General features: G+C 38.6%; 24 protein-coding genes and 1 tRNA gene. 14 read left to right on the plus strand and 11 right to left on the minus strand.

Features of this window, described 5'->3' with window-relative positions:
• Window positions 1–597: 597 nt before the first annotated feature.
• The 4 genes from DB42_RS09880 to DB42_RS09900 all read right to left on the minus strand — a co-directional run bounded on the left by DB42_RS09880 (window position 598) and on the right by DB42_RS09900 (window position 4,055).
• The gene (locus DB42_RS09880) at window positions 598–1,875 is read right to left on the minus strand and encodes a hypothetical protein (RefSeq protein ID WP_052436126.1); all 1,278 of its coding nucleotides are present in this window, start codon (window positions 1,873–1,875) and stop codon (window positions 598–600) included.
• Window positions 1,876–2,141: 266 nt separating this feature from the next.
• Window positions 2,142–2,378: a hypothetical protein gene (locus DB42_RS09885; protein WP_044882818.1), complete on the minus strand. Its 237-nt coding sequence runs from the start codon at window positions 2,376–2,378 to the stop codon at window positions 2,142–2,144.
• Between the two features lie 309 nt (window positions 2,379–2,687).
• Complete coding sequence (locus tag DB42_RS11490; protein ID WP_044882819.1) at window positions 2,688–3,098, minus strand: hypothetical protein; 411 nt, start codon at window positions 3,096–3,098, stop codon at window positions 2,688–2,690.
• 612 nt (window positions 3,099–3,710) lie between these two features.
• Entirely contained in the window at window positions 3,711–4,055 is a 345-nt protein-coding gene (locus DB42_RS09900; protein WP_044882821.1) for a hypothetical protein, read from the minus strand.
• Between the two features lie 453 nt (window positions 4,056–4,508).
• On the opposite strand from DB42_RS09900, the gene DB42_RS09905 reads away from it, so the two are divergent.
• Both DB42_RS09905 and DB42_RS09910 read left to right on the plus strand, forming a co-directional pair.
• Complete coding sequence (locus DB42_RS09905; protein ID WP_044882822.1) at window positions 4,509–4,754, plus strand: hypothetical protein; 246 nt, start codon at window positions 4,509–4,511, stop codon at window positions 4,752–4,754.
• Window positions 4,751–5,011, plus strand: coding sequence for a type II toxin-antitoxin system RelE/ParE family toxin (locus DB42_RS09910; RefSeq protein WP_044882823.1), 261 nt, complete (start codon window positions 4,751–4,753; stop codon window positions 5,009–5,011). Before DB42_RS09905 ends, DB42_RS09910 begins: the two co-directional genes overlap by 4 nt.
• A 455-nt stretch (window positions 5,012–5,466) precedes the next feature.
• On the opposite strand, the gene DB42_RS11380 is transcribed toward DB42_RS09910, so the two are convergent.
• Window positions 5,467–5,628, minus strand: coding sequence for a hypothetical protein (locus DB42_RS11380; RefSeq protein WP_155117504.1), 162 nt, complete (start codon window positions 5,626–5,628; stop codon window positions 5,467–5,469).
• Complete coding sequence (locus tag DB42_RS09915; RefSeq protein ID WP_044882824.1) at window positions 5,610–6,017, minus strand: toprim domain-containing protein; 408 nt, start codon at window positions 6,015–6,017, stop codon at window positions 5,610–5,612. The genes DB42_RS11380 and DB42_RS09915 overlap by 19 nt, the downstream gene beginning before the upstream one ends.
• 14 nt (window positions 6,018–6,031) lie before the next feature.
• Here DB42_RS09915 and DB42_RS09920 point away from each other — a divergent pair, with 14 nt between their 5' ends.
• From DB42_RS09920 to DB42_RS09935, 4 genes are all read left to right on the plus strand, one after another.
• Window positions 6,032–6,556, plus strand: coding sequence for a DUF6155 family protein (locus DB42_RS09920; RefSeq protein ID WP_044882825.1), 525 nt, complete (start codon window positions 6,032–6,034; stop codon window positions 6,554–6,556).
• Between the two features lie 130 nt (window positions 6,557–6,686).
• Window positions 6,687–6,965 carry a calcium-binding protein gene (locus DB42_RS09925; protein ID WP_080502838.1) on the plus strand — a complete coding sequence of 93 codons (279 nt, stop codon included), beginning with the start codon at window positions 6,687–6,689 and terminating at the stop codon, window positions 6,963–6,965.
• Window positions 6,966–7,069: 104 nt separating this feature from the next.
• Window positions 7,070–7,489, plus strand: a complete 420-nt coding sequence (locus tag DB42_RS10690; RefSeq protein ID WP_052436127.1) for an NUDIX hydrolase — start codon at window positions 7,070–7,072, stop codon at window positions 7,487–7,489.
• Between the two features lie 57 nt (window positions 7,490–7,546).
• Complete coding sequence (locus DB42_RS09935; protein ID WP_052436128.1) at window positions 7,547–7,927, plus strand: NUDIX hydrolase; 381 nt, start codon at window positions 7,547–7,549, stop codon at window positions 7,925–7,927.
• A gap of 59 nt (window positions 7,928–7,986) precedes the next feature.
• On the opposite strand, the gene DB42_RS11645 is transcribed toward DB42_RS09935, so the two are convergent.
• Together DB42_RS11645 and DB42_RS11650 are read right to left on the minus strand one after the other, a co-directional pair.
• On the minus strand, window positions 7,987–8,514 hold the full coding sequence (locus tag DB42_RS11645; RefSeq protein ID WP_052436129.1) for a site-specific integrase: 528 nt from the start codon (window positions 8,512–8,514) through the stop codon (window positions 7,987–7,989).
• A 124-nt stretch (window positions 8,515–8,638) separates the two neighbouring features.
• Window positions 8,639–8,911 carry a hypothetical protein gene (locus DB42_RS11650; protein WP_238579027.1) on the minus strand — a complete coding sequence of 91 codons (273 nt, stop codon included), beginning with the start codon at window positions 8,909–8,911 and terminating at the stop codon, window positions 8,639–8,641.
• 520 nt (window positions 8,912–9,431) lie between these two features.
• Here DB42_RS11650 and DB42_RS09945 point away from each other — a divergent pair.
• Together DB42_RS09945 and DB42_RS09950 are read left to right on the plus strand one after the other, a co-directional pair.
• Entirely contained in the window at window positions 9,432–9,821 is a 390-nt protein-coding gene (locus DB42_RS09945; RefSeq protein WP_042242423.1) for a type II toxin-antitoxin system RelE/ParE family toxin, read from the plus strand.
• On the plus strand, window positions 9,805–10,113 hold the full coding sequence (locus DB42_RS09950; RefSeq protein ID WP_044882828.1) for a helix-turn-helix domain-containing protein: 309 nt from the start codon (window positions 9,805–9,807) through the stop codon (window positions 10,111–10,113). The genes DB42_RS09945 and DB42_RS09950 overlap by 17 nt, the downstream gene beginning before the upstream one ends.
• 276 nt (window positions 10,114–10,389) lie before the next feature.
• On the opposite strand, the gene DB42_RS09955 is transcribed toward DB42_RS09950, so the two are convergent.
• Window positions 10,390–10,463: transfer RNA gene (locus DB42_RS09955), tRNA-Ile, on the minus strand.
• A gap of 429 nt (window positions 10,464–10,892) precedes the next feature.
• Here DB42_RS09955 and nusB point away from each other — a divergent pair.
• The 4 genes from nusB (at window position 10,893) to DB42_RS09975 (ending at window position 14,377) form a co-directional block, all read left to right on the plus strand.
• On the plus strand, window positions 10,893–11,405 hold the full coding sequence (gene nusB / locus DB42_RS09960) for a transcription antitermination factor NusB (protein ID WP_044882829.1): 513 nt from the start codon (window positions 10,893–10,895) through the stop codon (window positions 11,403–11,405).
• Window positions 11,406–11,409: 4 nt separating this feature from the next.
• Window positions 11,410–12,300 (plus strand): UDP-N-acetylmuramate dehydrogenase, encoded by an 891-nt coding sequence (gene murB, locus DB42_RS09965; RefSeq protein ID WP_044882830.1) that lies wholly within the window; start codon window positions 11,410–11,412, stop codon window positions 12,298–12,300.
• Complete coding sequence (locus DB42_RS09970; protein ID WP_044882831.1) at window positions 12,297–13,151, plus strand: PHP domain-containing protein; 855 nt, start codon at window positions 12,297–12,299, stop codon at window positions 13,149–13,151. Before murB ends, DB42_RS09970 begins: the two co-directional genes overlap by 4 nt.
• A gap of 68 nt (window positions 13,152–13,219) precedes the next feature.
• Window positions 13,220–14,377 (plus strand): folylpolyglutamate synthase/dihydrofolate synthase family protein, encoded by a 1,158-nt coding sequence (locus DB42_RS09975; RefSeq protein WP_162180782.1) that lies wholly within the window; start codon window positions 13,220–13,222, stop codon window positions 14,375–14,377.
• 13 nt (window positions 14,378–14,390) lie between these two features.
• Here the strand turns inward: DB42_RS09975 and cydB are convergent, their stop codons facing one another.
• Both cydB and DB42_RS09985 read right to left on the minus strand, forming a co-directional pair.
• Window positions 14,391–15,422, minus strand: coding sequence for a cytochrome d ubiquinol oxidase subunit II (cydB, locus tag DB42_RS09980; protein WP_042242411.1), 1,032 nt, complete (start codon window positions 15,420–15,422; stop codon window positions 14,391–14,393).
• The gene (locus tag DB42_RS09985) at window positions 15,419–16,822 is read right to left on the minus strand and encodes a cytochrome ubiquinol oxidase subunit I (protein WP_044882833.1); all 1,404 of its coding nucleotides are present in this window, start codon (window positions 16,820–16,822) and stop codon (window positions 15,419–15,421) included. Before DB42_RS09985 ends, cydB begins: the two co-directional genes overlap by 4 nt.
• A gap of 110 nt (window positions 16,823–16,932) precedes the next feature.
• On the opposite strand from DB42_RS09985, the gene folP reads away from it, so the two are divergent.
• Entirely contained in the window at window positions 16,933–17,727 is a 795-nt protein-coding gene (folP, locus tag DB42_RS09990) for a dihydropteroate synthase (RefSeq protein ID WP_044882834.1), read from the plus strand.
• Between the two features lie 8 nt (window positions 17,728–17,735).
• On the plus strand, window positions 17,736–18,418 hold a 683-nt coding region (gene cdaA / locus DB42_RS09995; protein WP_044882835.1), incomplete at its 3' end, for a diadenylate cyclase CdaA.

Consider the following 18,418-nt stretch of genomic DNA (forward strand, 5'->3'; position numbering starts at 1 on the left):
ATTCTAATTTATTCAATATGGTAAGAAGATCGATCATCTCATGCTCACGATAATGGGGTGTTGATCATTTCTTTCCAAAATCCTATCATAGCGATTCATTAATCATCATTCCCAAAATACAGAGCTTCTTCGTGAATGATGTAATAAATATTGTAAACCTTCTAAGCTCACGGCATGATGATGGTTCGTTTAAGTCATCAAGCATTAGAAGTCCTTCATCGATACCGTAAAAAGAGTCAATCAATCATTGCAGTAAATTAAGAAATAAAAAAAGGAGTATACCCCATAGCGTTTGATTTTAGAAAGCTGCCAAGATGTGGCGCAAAAGGATGAGGCAACTTGGACTTGAACCAAGGACCAGCGCGTTATGAGTCCATGCAAACCTCAGTAATCACAATCATTAGCAGTAGCTAACGACAACCAAGATAGGAGTGTAAGGGATTTTTATCTATGTGAATCATTCGCCATAATTTGCTATCTTCTGTAGTCGAATGGTCCAGGTTTGGTCCATGTATCTGTATGTTGATAAGCTGAAACTAGGAAGAGCTCAATCAAAATGAAAAAGCCCATCATGATACATGCACAATGGGCTTAATTTTAGACAACCAAAGCAACTTTATAAGGAACACCTTCCGTATAAGCATAAAATTGCTTTGCAATAGACGTTCTTTTTTCTTGGTATTCTTTCACTAAACGTTTTTGTTCACCTGGGGATTTTGAGGTTAATGCAAAAACCTGTCTCATAAAGAGAGTATCAATTGCTTGTAACTTTTCGAATGTTCGTTTAGTTAACTTTGTTTTTACTAAAGCTATAATTGCATTGATAAGTGGAATAAGTCCAACGCTAACAACACTTAATGCGATCTTCCATTTTAATAATTTTGGAGGAGTCGCCTTTTCATAGTGAGTTTGTACTTCAGTGCGGAAAGCCTCCAAACCTGGCTCACAATTCCTAGCATCGAGCCTACTTGTTTGTGTACCCCTAATTACCTTTGATGTTTGATGCATGAGGGTGAACAAACCAATTCTTGCACATTTTTCAACACTGGCACCTTTGGGGCCAAAAAGCTTATTCCATAAACCTGGTTTCTTTGCGACCATTAAACCAGCTGGCTCAGTGTCGATAAAAGCAAGTTTTCCCGCGGGAGTTAAACGAATATTGTCAAAGGAGGCGTCTACAAAACCAGCCTTTTGTACTATAGTGGATATTTTCCTGGCTATTTCCCTTTGATGTTCTACATCCATGTCTTTGATAGCTTGAACCGTATCTTCAACACTTAAAATATTGATTTTTTCACAAACTACACAATACTTCCTGTTAGGTTCTGTTACTCCGTCCAAGTTTGCATAGACAACCAATTTTTTTCTTGGAAGAACTACATCAATGTTTGCTTCTCGGGCGACTTTTTGAATCCGCTTTGTCATTTCTATTCGTAGAATACTTTCTTCATCGATGAAAAAAGCCATTTCGTTTCTATCGTTCATTGGCCCAATAATCAATTGATCTTTTGGGACCCGGCTGGCTCCTGATTTGATTATCCATCCATCTAATTCATCATGTTCAATAACGCTATAAAATCGAATTCTTTCCAGAGCATCAACATCTAAGAGGGGTTTATTGCTTAACAGATTAAATCCATGCCTTGTTAATATTTGATTTTTTTCTATAATCTTTTCACGATCATAAACTAGTGGTTCAGAAAGAACTTGCTGGACCTCAGGGTCAGATATTAATCGCTGCGCAGTTGCTGCAGCTTTGTTGTCTTCATTTTCTAATAAGTGCCTTGACAATCTTTGCTCACTGAGGTCTACTGAGGGCACATAAGTGTTCGAATAATAAAATGACTTGAAAAAGTCAAAAAAAGTTGGGGTCATTTTTTTTTACCTTCCATTTTGGTCTATAAAAGACTCTTTTGTTTTAATTTAATTTATTAAAAGTTTAATAATATCAGAAATAATAAATTAAAACTACTCTAATTCGCAAAAATCATCATAATAATTTGATCTGTAATATTAATCTCTAAAGAAAAGCCCTTAAGAGATTATCTTTCCCCACCTAACTTCAAGCAAAGCATGCTATCATGCTTGGGGGAATTAAAAAATTTATAAATAAAAACTTGAGAAGTGATGGGCTGTATGGATCAATTTAATGAGAAGGAGTACAGACATCCTTCTTTTTGGTTGTCGCCTGCATCTTGTATAGATAACCGATAGTCTGGCCTGGGGTTGCCCTGCGAAAGATAATCGTTAAGGATAGCTGCTTGTGCCCTTTCCCGCTCATCAATATTGTCGCAATAGCGGATTAGGAAGATAACCCCTAGCTTACTGTTTATCTGGAACTTTTTTTCCAGACCTCTGATGCGGGTGTTGAATTTCATTTAGCCTCCACAATTTCTAGCCGCTTTTCGATATCCTGAAGCTCCTTAAATTTGATTAGATGCCCTATGATGTCATTGGCAAGATTTCTTTGCAGAAAGGATTTTCAACATCCAGCAATTTGACTAGCCTATCCACTACCTTTACGGAATGGGCTTTTAAGGGTTGCACAGCATTTTCAACGATAAGATTGCGCAGTCGGTTCAATTCTGCTTTGAAACTGAGTCTTTGATCCATTCGTAGCAAGTTTGACGGGCAATCTTAGCTTGTTGGCATCCTTCACTTTCAGAAGGAGTTGCTACAAGAAATGGCTATGCCTTGAGTCGTATTTCTGCTAGTCCGGTTTTATTAGATGTGACAGACGTCAAGTAGACGGACTCTTCCATCTTCTGAAGCATGCCAGCATTTGAAAGTTGAAGTTTTGCAACTTTGCGCACTGGGTTTTCTGTTACCCAGCCCCATTCCTTAAGCATTATGGTAAAAATATGGGACAGGCTAGAAATATACCAAATGGCTGCTGTTGGCGAACGGGTCTTTCCTGGTTTTATTTCTTCTGATAGGAGCAAACTTTTCTTTCCTGCGACCAGGCTTGATTTGATGCAATCCAGGCTGTAATTACCAAGCTGGCGTTTCCACCCTAGCAAGTGGCGCTGGACGTTCTTGGCATCTTTTGGTTTCCGGAGCAAAATCGACTTGATGTACCTGTCGATAGCTTCACTCAAAGGGTGCTTTTGGGCTTCAACTTTGTCGAAATAGCGGTCTTTTTCGACTTCTATGGTGGTATCGCTTTTTCACTTTTTGGCTCATATTAATGAGCTGAATGGTTTGGGGATTGGCGCATGGCCCTTGGCTCTGACGCGTGCTCGATAGCTTACACTGCCGTCACTATTCTTACGTTCATCTATCCCTTTCACAGCAGAACCCTTTTCTTCTTGGTTATTGTTAGGATTAACTGTTGCTAGTGATGAAAAATTGATTGTACTTAGTTGTGTTGTTTTGCCAGTGAGTGGTCCACCGGTAGTCCAAACGGCATTCTTTTCCTCATCATCTAAATGGATGTAGCTAGAAGATCCTGCTTGACGCATATTTCTAAGCAAGTTTATAAAAAGTGGGGCAACCTGGACTTGAATCAGGGACCAACGGGTGATGAGGGCGAGAGAATACCGACATATCCGATATCAATCAGCCGCTAGGAGCACTAGCGGTAAAGGATTTAAGACCAAAAAGCTATTGAATTTTGCGGGATTTTTCTGGGGAAATCTGCATGTCAGTGAACCGCTAGTGAACCGTGTAGTTTTATTTAACAAATAGGACAAGTAAGAACCTTGAGGAAATTATACCGCTAATCCGCTACGAGAAATAGCTGCTCCATCGGATTTTTTAATTAAGATTTTTTCTGATATTAGTCCTACCTGAATCGATATTTCTTTCCATTGATCTAAGAAATTTCTTAACAAGTGATATCTACATAATGAAAAAAAGCTTTGTTGGCGATAAATATGACAAAATAGACCTGAACCGCCTCCCAAATAAGTTCCTACAATTTTTCCTAGAGGATGAGTTATTTTAGTAACCCCTTGTTCATTTTGTCCTGAAAGGCTAAGAAACTCTTTCCCAAAGATTTCATGATAGCTATCACGGTTGATTAAATTTGTAATAAACCATAATTTGCCAATCAATTTATTGAGACGAACTGATATTTTGCTATCTCGAACAGAAGTACATATTAAAATTTTACGAGGTTGAGACCCATCTTCTTGATCTAAATAGGCAGTTTTCCAACGCCAAGGAAAGCAATACTCTTTTAATTTTCCTGTAAATGTACTCCAAGCAGTTTAGGAATGTGAATGTATAAGGTAGGCTCAACAACTTTCGAGTAATTTGAAGTTCCAAAAAATGACATATCATAACAATAGCCAGTTCTTCTAATTCCTTTTAAAACATCATTATTTCCAAAGACGCCTCTTTCCTGAGCATAAATACTAAATTCTCAGTCATTGCCGTAAATTTTCATATAACCTTCTCAATCTTATAAAAGCATAAATATATCATATTTAATAATAAGCAACGGATATAAATAATTAATTGCACAGTTTTCTGTGTTTCTGTATAATAAATTTAGGAGGTGATTTATGACTAATCCACATAAAGCCCGTTTAACTTTGGACATGGATCCCAACGAGCATGCCTATTTGAAGATGGCTTGTGCTAAATTAGGGGTAACCATGCGTCAATTCATGCTTCTTGCGACCTTTGAGAAGATGGAAAAACTCGAAGATGAGTGGCTCGCTGAAAAAGCTCATCAAACTCTAAAAAGAATTGAATCCGGTGAGGAAAAAACATCTTCATGGAGGAAGGCTAGAGAGCGTTTAATGTGAAATACGAAGTCGAAATCTCAGAAAGTGCAGAGAAGTTTCTCGAAAAAGTTCCAAAGAAAGATCGTTTAAGAATCCTGGAAAAAATCGATACATTAGTAGATGATCCGATGCCTTCAGGAAGCATTAAATTGCACGGCCAGAAAACTCTTCTGTATCGCATACGTTCCGGTGATTATCGCGTTGTCTACTCCATTAAGAAAGATGTGTTAAACATTTTGGTTGTGGAGATTGGACATAGACGAGAAGTGTATCGCTAATTTTGAAAGACAGCTGCCTGCTTGCCTCCAATTGATATGTTGTATAGGATTAAAGGGGGTATTTGCCCATAGGCGGTTGATGCTTTCTCTTGAGAGATCTGCTGGAAATTTTTTGTATAATTCCATTCTAGATTTATGCTCAAACGCTTGTAAATGGATGATTTCTTGTGCTAAAATAACAATAAATTATTCTAATTATGTGAGTGATGTGCTATGAAATGCAACGCTGAACTAAATGCTCGCTAAAAGAAGATTATGGCTTATCTTCTCTCTTGTCGCACGGTTAAGGAAGCTGCTCAGAAAGCAGGTATTTGACTTGCAACCGTATTCAAATGGCTGAAAGACCCATTATTCAAGGCTGAACTCGATCGTTTAAGAGAAGAGGTTATTTCTGACGTCGTGGATAGGCTTAAAGTGTATTGCATGCAGCTTGTCATGTCAAAGATCGATATCCCTTAATGATGCCCTCCACAGCCTTTGCATGTAAAAGTGTGGGACACAATCTTCTGTTGAGGCCTTAATGCTTCGGGAAGACCTTGCAAGATCCATTGGCGTAAATCAATTTTGTGGTCTTTTAAGGCATCTCCGAAACTTTCCCCTAAGGGAGCTCTGGCCAAAGCTTCGATTGCTTATAGTTGCCCTTGATCTTTCTAATAAATTTAGCCCCAGCAGCATCCACATCAGGACAAATCAGAAAAAGCAAGGCTTTTCGTATGAGATAATCAGTATAAAGATCAAGTGGCTGAGTTGATCCTCCAGTGGCAATGCAAAAGCAGAGATCGGCAGCAAACTGTTGAATCAAGATAGCGTCAAATTCTGATTCCAAGATGATAGCCACTCTTTTATTGATATCGCCATATGCCAAGTGTTGAGATTTATTGATGAAAATAAGATGGCACTGTGCCGCCAGTGTGCTACCAAATTTCATTTTCTGGCAAATCGCAAAAAAAAAGTAGTTGCCGCAGGAATTTTCTCTTGATAAAATGTCTTTTTCTATAAATAGCAAAACCTGCTTTATGTATGACAATAAAAAAATTAAAAGAACACCTGCAAAAACAAGATCAAGACTCCTTACTAGATGAAATATTGACGCTTTACAAAACTTTTGACTTTGTAAGGAAATACTATGATTCTCGTTTAGAACCTCGTGCACCCTCTGATATAGCGCAAAAATACAAGAAAATTTTGGAAGAACAGTTCTGCCCCAAAAAGGGTTTTCCTAAGCTTAAATATTCAGTGGCAAGAAAAGCTATTAGCGATTTCAAAAAAGTGTGCGCTGATTATCTAAGTATTCTTGATCTTCAGCTCACTTATGTTGAATATGGGGTTAAATGCACCTTAGATTATGGGGATATTGACGAACGATTCTATAATAGCATGGAAAGTATGTTTGAAAAGACCCTGAAAGACATGGAAGAGTATGGAGCCCTAGAAAATTTTCAAAAACGTTGTTTAAATATCCGTGTTCAAACTCAAGATATGGGATGGGGGTTTGGAGACGCCATTGAGGGTTTATATAAAGATTTTTTTGAAAAAAACAGTTAAATTCCTTTTATAACCACACTTTCAGTGCACTAAAATCTATGTTGCCTGTAGAAATGGTTCATTAAAAATCAGAAAAAAATGGAAACAAAAATTTAAAGAATTTAATCAAAAAATTGAAGATCGCATTGAATTGGAAATTATCGTAGATGCTTACAATGAGTCGGAACGAGCTATGGGATGGTATTACTACTTACAAGATACGATGACTATACCGTTTAAGGCTAAGTGTATCCAATCAGTCAGTACATCTCCGCTGAAAATAGATGAAATTATTGAGATTATTGGCATGAACGACGAAGAAAACTGCGAATACGATATGTTTGTACAAGTGAAATGGAAAGACAAAGAAACACTTGGTGTACCATTGAAGCAGCTCAAAGGTATTAATGTTGATGATAAAACCAAGTAAGCGTTAGATGATGGGTCTTATTGGATTTCTCAAGGATATTGTTTTTAATCAACCCCTCTTGCTTATCATCCAAATCATTGCTTGGAGAGGATAAATCAGATAACATGAATCAAATCATAAGACATGGAGCTTATGGAGTTATATTTCAAGATTCCAAAATCCTCCTCACTCAAAAGACATCAGGACCTTATGAGGGATTATGGGGACTTCCTGGAGGTGCTATTGAATTCGGTGAAACGCCAGAAGCAACACTTAAACGTGAGCTATGGGAAGAATCTTCTATAGCAATTTCTAAGTTAGAATTTTTAAGTGTAGCGACCTCTACTGGCAACTACGATAATAACGGTGTTCCATATGGATTCCATCAAGTTGGCCTTCTTTATAAAATATTAGGTTGGGAGAAACAGCCAGGCTTAGTGCCTCAAGAAGAAAACCGTTGGGTTAGGCTCACTGACATCCTTCAAAAGGAATTAACTCCATTTGCTCTTCATGCGATCTCTAATCTACCAACAAGTGAAATATAGAGGCCTCATAACAGGATTAGGGGCAAGGTAATAGGTCTTGCAAAACACGAAAATCGATTGCTTGTCTGCGAGGTACTTAATGATGATGGCGTATTAAAAGGATGGGGCCCCATCGGAGGTGGTATTGAATTTGGTGAAAGTGCTGAAGAGGCTCTAAAGCGCGAAATTTATGAGGAGCTTGGATGTAATCTCGTCATTACAGGTGAACCTATAGTCTGCGAAAACATTTTTGAACATCATGGGATTAAAGGACACGAAATTATTTTTGCCTTTCTCATTAAGCTTTCAGATGAAACCATCTACACGATAAATCGTTTTCAGATTTATGAAGATAGAGGAAGTGCTCACTGGGTAGAATGGATTCCACTTGATCGGTTTGAAAGAAGCGAAGCCATATTATTTCCTTCAATTATAGTAGACAAAATCGCAGAGATCTAAAATCACTTGATTGAAAGAACTTCAATAAGTGTGTCGATTTGTTTAGAGGGTATTAATCGCTAAAAATCGATACAAAATTGCTCTTGATATGAGCGCACATGCTTTACAAAAGATCCAGGCAAGGTGATGTAATCCTTAATTGATGCTTCGCTATGAAAGTACCTTGAATAGGTATTTCTATTCGAGTAGTAAGCCGTTAAACCCGTTTCAGGATTAAATATAAAATCCTTATCTTGTGCTAAGTTGTGAGGGCATTTCTTTTTAAATAGGGCATTTCTTTTTAAATAATGAGATCGAAGAAGTTCACAAGCTTTTCCTACTATAGAAATACTTCGAGTTCTGCCCTTCTTTGTCTCTTTTAGGTAGATCTCTTGTCGATCAAAATTAATACAATTCCATGTTACTCTCAAAATCTCTCCTCGTCTCATCCCTGTAGTAATGGCCAAAAGCATAACAGGCAACAAATGTTCATTACGGCTATTTTTACATTCTTCTAATAGTGCAAGACATTCATCAGAAGATGCAATTCTATCCCTTCCTTTTGATTTTTTAAATTTAGTTACTCGTAAGCATGGGTTATCAGTCATCCAACCGCATTCACGAATACCAGATGCCCATGACAGTTCAAAGCAGGGCCAAATAGCGATTGACAGTAGCAGGACAGCTTTTAAGGTGTTTTGATGTTGTCCCTTCAGAAAGCTCCTGACGACATTAAGCAATCAAATCAGGTGAAATTTTTAGTACACTATATTTGCCAATTTTATCATGCCACCAAGCAAGATGCCGCTGCATATTCCGAGCTTCTTTAGACTTTCTAGGAAGAACAATTGTTATGTAGCGATCAATAAGATCGACTAGAGTCTGCTTGCCTTTTTCTTTGTCTATAGGACCATAACCTTGTCGCCTACGTGCTTCTTCTAGTTTGGCCCAATGCTTGGCCTCTTCTTTTGGAGGAAAGGTTTTAAGATTTAGGAGGAAAGCCATCGCTTTGACGGAGCATACTTTATAGCTGAGGGCTCCATTTTTTGAGGACGTTTTTGAATCGTTGCCATTTAGCTCATGCTCCATTTTGAGTGGTTAGCGTGAGCAACGACAAGATCACTTTGATGATAATTGCTGTGATTTGCTGAGGTGTATAGAGTCTTAGTGTGCCACCTGTGTGCCACGACCTATTTTAGTAACTTGGGTTTTAATGATTGAATGTAATCATCGTAAACCTTAAGGGCGGTATCTCAACAAGTTATAAAAAGAGGGGCAACTTGGACTTGAACCAGGGAACAACAGATTATGAGTCGCCTAACCTTCCACAAACCAGCATAAATGGCAATACATAGGCACAGCAAAATCAGCGGTTTGAGAAAACACTGATTGCGCTAGTTTGCGTAATTTTACTCCAGTTTTTTCCAGTCAAGTGCGTAAAATTTGCGTTAAAACGAGAGAGTATCGCTTTTCTCTTGACAGTGTGCCACTAAAATGGTACGCTGGTAGATAAATGAGGATGATAATGAAGCAATGGATTGCTTATGAAGGAACCGAATTTACGATTGAGTGGTTTTATGATCATAAAGGACATAGCCAAGCACTTGGATACTTCAAAGAACAACCGAAAGATAAACAGAGGAAACTGCTCAACCTTTTTCGTTTAATGGGAGATCAGGGAAAAATCTTCGACGAAACGAAATTTAGAAATGAAGGAGATGGGATCTACGCTTTTAAGCCACAACCTGATCGTTATCTTTGCTTTTTCTTCAAAGGCAAGAAAATTATAGTGACGAACGCTTTTATCAAAAAAACGCAAAAACTTCCACAAGGTGAAAAGGATCAAGCGTTAAAAGCTTATCAAAGTTATGAGAAAAGAGTAAAAGAAGGAGGCTATTATGAAAAAGAAAGCTAAGTCTACATATGAGGAATTCATCGAAGATGACGAACAAAAAGATTTACTGGATAAAGAATACAAAGAACTCCTCTTGTCTGAACTATTGATCGCCGCCATGGAACACGATCATATTTCTGTGAGAAAACTAGCGGCTGCTGCTGGTGTTTCTCCAACAATTATTCAGGGACTAAGATCTGGATCAAAAAAAAATATAACACTCGATACCCTATCAAAAATTTTAGATGCTGTAGGATATCAAATTATTTTTGCTCCAAAGCATGAAACTGGAAAGCGATTAAAATCAGCGTAAACCAATACTATGAATCGAGAATCAACGCCTTATAAAGCCTTGTGTACTGAATTCTATGAACTCGATAAGCCTTTCGCTTCAAAAGAGGCGTTGGAATGGTAGGTAGAATATGCCAAAGAGGCAAATGGACCCATACTTGAACCTATGTAAGGGCAGTGCCTTGTGCTACTTTATTCCAGTCTCATGTAGTCGAGTGCGTAAAAATTGCGTAATGGCAAGGTTGCGTAACACTTGCGCAATAGCAAAAAGACTGTTGTAGAGGTATTGCGGAAAAAGTGGGGCAACCTGGACTTGAACCAGGGACCAACGGGTTATGAGTCCGTTGCTCTAACCAACTGAGCTATTGCCCCTAAGAAGTAAATAGCATAACAAGGAAGATTTCATAAATCAAGTATTATTCAAATTTATTCGCTTTTAATAGCTAAACTCTATTTTTTCTCCCTTCAATTTTTTCTCCTCAGCGAGCAAAAAACTGCTTATGCAGGGTAGCTAGAATCTCTATATTAAATTAAAGCAAGGGTGCCTGCATCCTTTGACGATCAATTTTGAGCAATCCTATCAGGAAATGAGACAAACAAGCCGCGTTAAGCCTACATAAAATGGGAAAGGAATATTTTTAGTCACCCTAGCCACAAGGATAATCTTTTGCTCGCGTAGCTTTAAACTTAATAGCCTCTATTTTAAGAGAATCACGAACATTTAGGGCAGAGATATTCTTAGTGATGCAATTGATGTTTATGAGCTAATCTTGTAGACTTAATCTCAAAAAGGAAACTGCAATGGCTCTTCCCCTACAAAAATTACGTGAAATTATTTTTCAGATGCTATACAGCTATGATATTGGAAAAGCTCATCAACAAGATATGATTGAGCTAATGATGAAAGAGTTAGCCGTTTCTCGCTCTTCGGTTATTATGGCTCAACAGAAAGTGGAGGAAATACAAGCTATCCAAGAGGAAATTGATGGAATGATTGCAGGTGCTTCTTTTTCTTATACATTTGATCGTATTCAAACTGTCGAGCGTAATATTTTGCGCCTAGGAGTTTATGAACTTTTCTTTGCAAGCAATATTCCCCCTAAGGTTGCTATAAGCGAAGCAGTCAGAATGTCAAGAAAATTTAGTACTCCCGAATCAGCAAATTTTGTTAATGCCGTTTTAGATACTTTGTACAAAGCACGAGCTGGTGAAGAAATAGACCTTCAAAAAATCTATAAAACTATTGAAGAAATGACTCAAAGCGAGGAAAAATCTAGCAGCCTTCCTTTAGAAAAAGAAATGGCTGAGGAATGATACCGTGAATGATGATAAGCTATCTTCAAAGCTTCAGAATAACAAGCTACTAAAAAGCGTATGCACCTTCGGGATTGGAGGTGCCGCCCAGTATTATCGAGAAGTCCATACGATTGAAGAGATGCAAGCAACCCTTATTTATTGCCATACCCGTCGTCTTCCTTTTTTTATTTTAGGGAAAGGATCTAACTGCCTCTTTGATGATCGTGGATTTGCAGGCCTTGTGATTCACAATAAGATTGATTTTAAACATCAACAGCCAGAGGGAATCTTTCATGTAGGTGCAGGCTATAATTTCTCATTACTGGGCTCCCAGACTGCCAGAGAGGGATGGTCAGGTCTAGAATTTGCCTCTGGCATACCTGGCAGCGTAGGTGGTGCTGTTTATATGAATGCAGGTGCAAATGGGAAAGAGACGCATGATTCTTTAAAATCCGTGGATTTTATCAATCAGCAGGGAGAATTAAAAACTTTTTGCAAAGAAGAACTCACTTATGCTTACCGTACCTCTATCTTTCAATCAATTCGAGGAGCAATTGTAGGGGCTACCTTTCAATTAACCCCTTCGACCCAGGCGCGTCAAAAGCAAATAGAAATCATTAGTTATCGTAAGCAAACGCAGCCTTACAGCAATAAATCAGCAGGATGTATTTTTCGCAATCCTGATTGCCATTATGCGGGGGCTCTAATAGAAAAAGCTGGTTTAAAAGGTATCCAGGTGGGAGGAGCGAAAGTTTCTGAAATTCATGCTAATTTCATCGTTAATACGGATAATGCCACCTCTCAAGAAGTTTTAAAACTTATTGAGCACATAAAAGAACAGGTAAAAATTCATTGCAAGGTCGAGTTGGAAAGTGAAGTACGCTATATTCCTTATGAAGTGGAACGCGCATGAAAGAGTTTAGAGCAGATCTTCATTGTCATACTACTTGTTCTGATGGAACCTCTTCACCGGAAGATGTCATTAGAATGGCCGCAGAACTAGGTTTATCCGGCTTATCCATTACTGATCATGATACTATTGATGCATATAGCCAAGTTCTGCCTCTAGCACAACAGCTAGGCATGGAAATCATTCCGGGCGTAGAATTTTCTTCTTTTCAAGGGGAGGTAAGCGTGCACGTTTTAGCCTATTCTTTTCCCATCGATAGCCCTATTATTAAAGATTTTTGTAAAAAACATGTGGAAAGGCGCCTTCATCGCAATCGCGAAATTTTAAAAAAACTTGCCGCCCATGGATTTCCTTTAGAGGAAGAAGATGTGTTAGCAGCTATTGCAGGCAAAGTTTTAAATGCTAGCAGAACGATAGGCAGGCCTCATATTGCTTTAGCTATGCTTAAAAAAGGCTATATTCATTCTATCCCTGAGGCTTTTAATAAGTATTTAGGTGAAGGAAAAAGCTGCTATGCCCCCGGTGAATATTTTACATTGGAAGATACCATTAACATTATTCATCAAGCCAAAGGGCTGGCTATCATTGCCCATCCTCATCTTGTGGATCATCCCCCCACTTTAAAAAAGCTTTTGGAGATGAATTTTGATGGAATAGAATGTTATTACGCTAAATTCAATCAACAAGCTCATAAGCGTTGGCTTAAAATAGCTAAACATCGCAAATGGTTGATTACTGGCGGCTCAGATTATCATGGTGCCCTTAAACCCCATATACCTTTAGGCTCTTCCTGGGTTGCCAAAGATCATTTTGATATCCTAAAAGAACATTTTGATAAAGTTTCCTTAAATTAATGGCTACCAATTTCTCCTCCTATAAAGAATTAATCAAAAAGCTTTTTAGCATTAATAAACATGGAGGAATGAAACTGGGGTTAAATAATATGTGTAGGCTACAGAGGGTTTTAGACTTTCCTGCCAGCCACTATCAATGCATCCATATAGCAGGATCTAATGGCAAAGGCTCGGTAACTACAAAAATAGCTAAAGCTTTAGAAGCTGAAGGACACCGTGTAGGTCTATTTACTTCTCCCCATATTTCAACTTTCCGTGAAAGAGTAAAAATTAATGGCCAGCTTATTGATGAAGAGACCACTAAAACCCTTCTAGACAAAATATTTACAAAAATTGCAAACGAGCAAATCCCTGCCACCTTTTTTGAAATCACCACGGCTCTAGCTTTGGCTTATTTTGCCCAGAAAAAGGTTGAATATGCTGTCTTAGAAGCTGGATTAGGAGGCCGGCTAGATGCCACCAATATTGTTATTCCCAGGCTCTCTATTATTACCTCTATTAGCCTTGAACATACAGAGTATTTAGGACAAACGGTCGAGGAAATTGCGAAGGAAAAAGCAGGAATTATTAAGCCTGGAGTCCCTGTTATCATTGGCCCACGCGTTCCTAGGCCTGTTATTGAAGAGATCGCCAAGCTGCAAAATAGCCCTTTAACTCAAGTAGCAGGTAATTTTAGTAATTTTGATGAGGAAAATAGCGCGATTGCTAGGGCAGCTTTGCAAACACTTGCTGTCTCTGAAAATTCTCTGCAGCTAGGCCTTAAAGCATTGCCGGCTTGCCGGCTTGAGCTTGTCTGCCAGGCCCCCCCTACACTTCTTGACGTAGGACATAATCCTGACGGCCTCATTCATCTTTTTAAGGCTATTAGGCAAAAGTACCCACACATGCCCTTACGAATTATGTTTGGTTTATCCAAGACTAAAGACGTAGAGGGTTGCTTAAGAGTTCTTAAAGAATATGGAGAGCACTTTCATTTGGTAGAAGCTTCTAATGGTCGCGGCATAGAGGTTGGCGTCCTCTACCAAAAAATGATCGAGCATCACTTTCCTTTAAGCTCTATCTCCATTGACGCTACTATTTCTTATACCACTCAAAAAGCCCTGCTTCTTGCCAAGCAAAATCGACAAGTTTTAATTATTTGTGGCACATTTTTTATTATGCGAGAAGTACGTGCCAGCTTGAAAATAGAAGAACCTATGGATGACTATGATATCAATGAAAAATAGTCATTTAAATCTTTTAGTAACTTGTAGGATCTAGCTTTACTTTACCATAGAAAACTTTATAAATAACAATGGTGTAAGCTATCACTAGAGGAACTCCTATAACCGCTATTAATAATAAAATCTCCAAGGTTTTTGCTGAAGACGAAGAGTTATAAATGGTTAAACTTAAAGCCTGGGGGTCGTTAACAGCGCGCACTACTGCTGGATAGGTACCCGCTCCATACAGACCCATTAAGCATATTATATTTCCACAAGAAGAAAGGAAAGCCCAACCATCACGGCCTTTGGAAATTTCTCTAGGGATATTGGCAATCAAAAGCATATTGATAACGGCAATGATAAAAAAATCTTTGCGATTCTTAACGCTTTCAGCCATATGAGGAAAATAAATTAGAGTAGCCACGGTAGCAATGGCATAAAGAATTATAAAGAAAATGATCGCAGGATTGACCTTTTGGCGAAGTCTATCGTGCAAGGACCCTTCTGTTTTCATCACCAGATAAATAGCTCCATGCATCATAAATAGTGCTAGTGTCATCATACCTACCAAAAGAGCATAAGGATGCAATAATGTCTGAAATGTGCCTATAAACTCTCCGTTCTCATCTAAAGGAATTCCTACAATCAGATTGCCTATAGTTATTCCTAAAGTTAAAGAAATAATTACACTAGCTATAGTAAACATGCTGTCCCATGTCCAACGCCACCATGCCATAGGTTGCTTACTACGAAATTCGATAGCGACGGCACGGAAAATTAGCCCTGTAAGTAAGATCATAATAGGAGTGTAAAAGGCTGAACATAAAGTGGCATAAACTTGTGGAAAGCCGGCAAAAAGAGCTCCCCCTGCGGTCACTAGCCAAACTCCATTTCCATCCCACACCGGAGCTATGGAATTGAGAATGATGCGTCGCTCGTAATCATTCGCGCCCCATAGATGCATCATTCCTACACCTAAATCAAATCCGTCTAAAATAGCATAGCCAGTTAAAAGAATAACAAAAACCATGAACCATATAACTTGTAAATTTTCTAAAGCAATCATTCCTTTTCCTTATCTTGGGTAAAAACGTCTTGGACAAGCACATATTGCTGATGATAGAGAGTAGAGACATCTCCAACCGCAGGGTCCATAGGACCCTCTTTAAACTTTTCATTGAGCATGTAAACAAATAGAATAAATAACAAGGTATAAACAATACCAAACAGGATGATCGAACCTAATACTTGCTCAGCTACCACAGATTTAGAAAGACCCTCAGAAATTCTAAGCAAGCCCTGCACAATCCAAGGATATCGTCCCATCTCAGCCGTTACCCATCCTGCCTGGTTACCAATTTGAGGAAAAAGAGAAGATGCCACAAGAAGACGGAGCACCCATTTTTTCTGAAATAAGCTTCCTTTACGCCACAAATAAATAGTTAATAAAGTAGTCATTATCATACAAGCCCAAGTGGCTATCATAAGATGATAAGTTTGAAAAACCACCGATACGCGTGGCCAATCTTCGCGGGGAATAATGTCTAAGCCTTTCACCTCAGCATTAAAATCACGAAAAGTTAAAAGGCTTAATAGATAAGGAATTTTAAAACCATAATCTAAGGTTTGTGTCTCGGAATTGGGAAGGCCCCAAATAGATAAGGGTGCCCCTTTTTGAGTCCTGTAAAGGCCTTCTATTGCGGCCAACTTAGCGGGCTGATATTTAGCAATTATACGAGCGCTCGTATCCCCTGTTATTAATTGTAAAATGCAGGCAACCAGCGCCACACTCAGGCCAATCTTTAAAGAATTTTTAGCAAATTCATGATGGCGATTCTTTAAAATATAATAAGCGGCTAAGCTGATCACCAAAAAAGCTCCTGCCAGCCAGCATCCAATAATAGTATGAAATAAGCGAGTCATAGAAGAGGGATTAAAAACCATCGCCCAAAAATCGGTAATCACTGCCCGCGCTTTGATTCCCTCTCCCTCAATCACAAATCCAGCAGGAGTCTGCATCCAGGAATTGGCCACTACAATCCAAATAGCACTAAAATGAGCACCCAGACAGACCATCCAAGTAGCAAAATAATGCATACGCGGACTTACACGGTTCCATCCAAAAAGAAGCAAAGCTAAAAAACCTGATTCTAAAAAGAAGGCAAAAACTCCTTCTGCCGCAAGGGCACTCCCAAATACATCTCCTACAAAACGTGAATAATTGGCCCAATTTGTGCCAAATTCAAATTCCATCACTATTCCAGTAGCTACCCCCATAGCAAAAGTTAAAGCAAAGACTTTAGTCCAAAATTTGGCCATTTCCAAATAGATGGGATTTTTAGTTTTTATATAGATCCCTTCCATAATAACTAATATAAGGCCTATGCCAATACTTAGAGGAGGGTAAATATAATGAAACATAATGGTCAGAGCAAATTGGAACCGCGCTAGTATTTCTACATTCATTTATAAACCTTCGCTTTTTTTAAGATAAACTCAGCTTAATGAAATAAAAATTTTCATCAAATAAAAAACCTAATGTTGTATGCTTTTATAAATTTTACTGAGGGAATAGAATGAGCAAAACACAACTCATGGGCATTTTGAACGCTACCCCTGATTCATTTTATGATAAAAGTCGTTTTTTTGAGATGACTGCAGCTGTAGCACGAGGACATCAGATGGTAGCTGAAGGGGCCGACATCTTAGATGTGGGAGGTGAATCTACGCGTCCAGGAGCTCCTGCAGTTTCCTTAGAAGAAGAAATAAAAAGGGTAATTCCCCTGATTCGGCGTCTAAAACAAGAGCTATCTATCCCTATTTCTATTGATACTATGAAACCTCAAGTGGCTGCCAAAGCCATCGAAGCGGGAGCTACCTGGATAAACGATGTAGGAGGGTTTCGCGATTCAGCTATGCATGAAATAGCGGCTTCCGCAGAAGTAAAATTATGTGTCATGCATATGCAAGGCACTCCCCAAACCATGCAAAAAGCTCCTAGCTATGAAGCATCTATTATCGATTATTTAAAATATTGGTTCTCTGATATTATCAATACATTAATTCAGTCGGGAGTTAAAGAGCATAATATTGTCTTAGACCCAGGCATTGGCTTTGGAAAAACCGTTGCCCATAATCTTGAAATCATACACAATCTGGCAGAGCTTAAGAAGCTAGGATTTCCTGTCTTAATTGGAGTTTCGCGAAAGTCTTTCATGGGCAAGATACTTAACAGATCGACAGATGAGCTATTACCCGCAACCTTGGCAATCAATTCGGTTGCCATCCTTTCCCATGTAGATTTTATTCGTGTGCATGATATCCAAGCACACCGCGATATCATTGATTTATTAAGTATTTATAATAAGTAAATAAAGCTATGCATATACTAAGTTGGTTTATTCCTGCTATTGAAATTGCTGTAATTGCCGTCGTGGTCTACTATTTACTCTCTTTTTTTTGGAATACGCGCACGATGGATCTTTTATTTGGTCTGTTAGCAGTTGCTTGTATTTATGCCTTATCAATTTGGCTGCATCTTCCTGTGATTGAAAAGCTTATTCATTATTTTGTTAGCGTGGCGGTAGTAGCTCTATTAATAATCTTTCAACCCGAACTACGTCTGGCACTTTCCATGCTAAGCGTCAAAGGAAAAAAATATCGCGAAGTCACAGAGTTTGATAAATTCTTGGATAGTATGGCTCAATCCATTTATCGTCTTTCTGAGAGACGTGTAGGAGCTTTACTTGTCCTTGAAAATCAAGATTCTTTAGATGAATATGCCAATAAAGCTGTCATTATGAACGCCTATTTTTCATCTGAGTTATTAGAATCCATCTTTATTACTACGACGCCCTTGCATGATGGAGCTGTCATTATTCGAGGGACCACTATTCTTTCAGCAGCAACCATTCTTCCCTTAGCAGACGATAGCTCGCAGTTGTCAAAATCTATGGGCACTCGTCACCGTGCAGGATTAGGAATTAGCCAACATACAGATGCGCTGATCGTAGTCATCTCAGAAGAAACAGGTAAGGTTGCTATAGCAAGAGATGGAATAAT

It is taken from the genome of Neochlamydia sp. EPS4 (assembly GCF_000813665.1).
Lineage (GTDB): Bacteria > Chlamydiota > Chlamydiia > Chlamydiales > Parachlamydiaceae > Neochlamydia.